The following is a 2,235-nucleotide window of genomic DNA, read 5'->3' as shown; positions in this document are numbered from 1 at the left end:
ACAACTAAACAAATTGATCAAGTAACCGAGCGAGTGTCTACGAGCGACTGAGCGTTATAAAAATTTGCCCCTGCCTTTTCCCTGATTACAAGCTCCCTGTTGCTTCATAACGAGATTTACAGAGCAAAGCGACTGTAGCCACTGGCTCCATGACGAGCGAAGCGACTGTAGCCACTGGCTCCATGACGAGCGAAGCGAGCATAAAGCTTTATGAGCGAAGCGAATCCATTCTTGTTTTTAGCGTCCTAGTGGATATTTGAAAAAACTGCCCCCAGGAATCGAGCGCAGCGAGATTCAATAGAGTTTGAGCGAAGCGAAAACATAGGGCAGTTTTAAATGCTTTTTAATTTTTTTTTGGCTTTTAATAATCTTTTAAGCTTTTAAATGCTTTTAGACACGCTGAAAGCATTGCTGTGTGCGCGTTTCAAGCTTCATTAAGTGACGTTTACCTTGCAATTAAGTGACGTTTACCTTGCAAAAAAATGAAAATTTCAAAAGATAAAGTGACGTTTACCTTGCATGTTGTGACGTTAATTATTAAAGTCACATAAACGTCTAAGAATAATAGAGTCACATAATGAGTAATTTAGTTGTTAAAGATAATGCGTTAATTAATGCGAGTTATAACCTCGATTTAGTCGAGCAAAGATTAATACTTTTAGCGATTATTGAAGCTCGTCAAAGTGGCAAGGGAATTAACGCAAATGACCCATTGATCATTCACGCTGAAAGCTACATCAATCAATTTTCGGCACATAGAAATACTGCATATCAAGCATTAAAAGATGCTTGTGATGACCTATTTGCAAGGCAATTCAGTTATCAGAGCCTTAGCGATAAGGGAAATATCCAGCACCATAAATCAAGATGGGTGAGTGAAGTTATTTATGTTGAGAAAGAGGCGGTTGTTAAATTAATTTTTGCCCCTGCCATCATTCCATTGATTACTCGCCTAGAAGAACAGTTTACAAAATACGATATAGAACAAGTTTCAGGGCTTACAAGTGCTTACGCTGTAAGACTTTACGAATTATTGATTGCTTGGCGTAGCACAGGTAAAACACCCATTATTGAGATACAAAAATTTAGACAAAAACTTGGTGTTCTAGATACTGAATACAAACAAATGAACGATTTTAAAAAGCGAGTTTTAGACATTGCCATAAATCAAATTAATGAAAAAACAGACATTAAAGTTAAGGTCGAACAGCACAAAACAGGTCGTGCGATTTCAGGATTTTCCTTCAAGTTTAAGCAAAAACAAACGGAAATTTCTGAAAAATCAGTATCTCCCCAACGAGATCAAAACACGCCTGACCTATTCACCAAAATGACAGATCCGCAACGCTTCCTATTCGCTCACAAGCTGTCAGAAATGCCTGAAATGAGCAAATACTCTGAGGGTACAGAATCCTTTCAAGATTTTGCGAAACGTATAGCAGACATGCTGTTAGAACCTGAAAAATTTAAAAAGTTTTATCCGCTTTTAGAAAAACTTGGCTTCGGTTCTAAGAAAAATCAATCAACAGTGAAACTGGTTGATCAAGTCAAAACCTACTCTATCGAAGATCATAAATTTATTGCATTCGACCCAAGGGGGAGCGTTCATCTTTCGAGCTGTGCTTTCAGCATTGCACGGGACAAAAGGTACAAGCACTTGAAAAAAGATAGCGAAAAAATGGCAGACTTTGAAAGCAGATTAAAAACGATGCTTCTCGATGAAAAACAACAATCTCAATTTTTTGAGATTTTGAGAGGTGAAACATCAAGGTTTAAACCTAACTAAAATCTCCTCTAAAAAAGATTTCAAAACGCCCCAACTTTTGGGGCTTATTTTTATCTTTTTCAGAGGTCGGTTTTTTGTTTCTCGGAGAGAAACGCGGAAGCGTGCATTCCCTCCTGCTGTCGGAAAATGATAAATCCCCCAAACCGCTAAAAGTTGCCGATCGGCAACTTTTAAAATATCAAATTTTCACACATGGCTTAAAACCGCCTAAAATCGCCTTTAAGCGCACTTTTCTTCAAAACAGGGAAATCTAGCTAAACAGGGCTAAAAACGCCAATAAACGCAAAATAGGAGCATTTAGACCATGAAATTGAGTGATGCTGAAAAAAATAATCGTTTGTCAGAGGTGTTTTTAAAGAAATCAGATCGAGAATATTACGATTTAGAAATCACTGAAGATCATCAAAAACTTTATGATCAGTACGTTTCAGGTGATTTAAACAAGCAAG

Annotated in this window: 1 pseudogene; it reads left to right on the top strand. The window is 37.4% G+C overall.

Annotated features, from left to right (window positions below):
- Window positions 1-577: 577 nt before the first annotated feature.
- A pseudogene (gene repM, locus FTV43_RS15095) lies at window positions 578-1,504 on the top strand (replication initiation protein RepM); the annotation flags it as partial.
- Window positions 1,505-2,235: the final 731 nt, after the last annotated feature.

This window comes from Acinetobacter sp. YH16053, from assembly GCF_013417035.1.
Lineage (GTDB): Bacteria > Pseudomonadota > Gammaproteobacteria > Pseudomonadales > Moraxellaceae > Acinetobacter > Acinetobacter towneri.
This window is presented reverse-complemented; position numbering and strand designations above follow the sequence as displayed.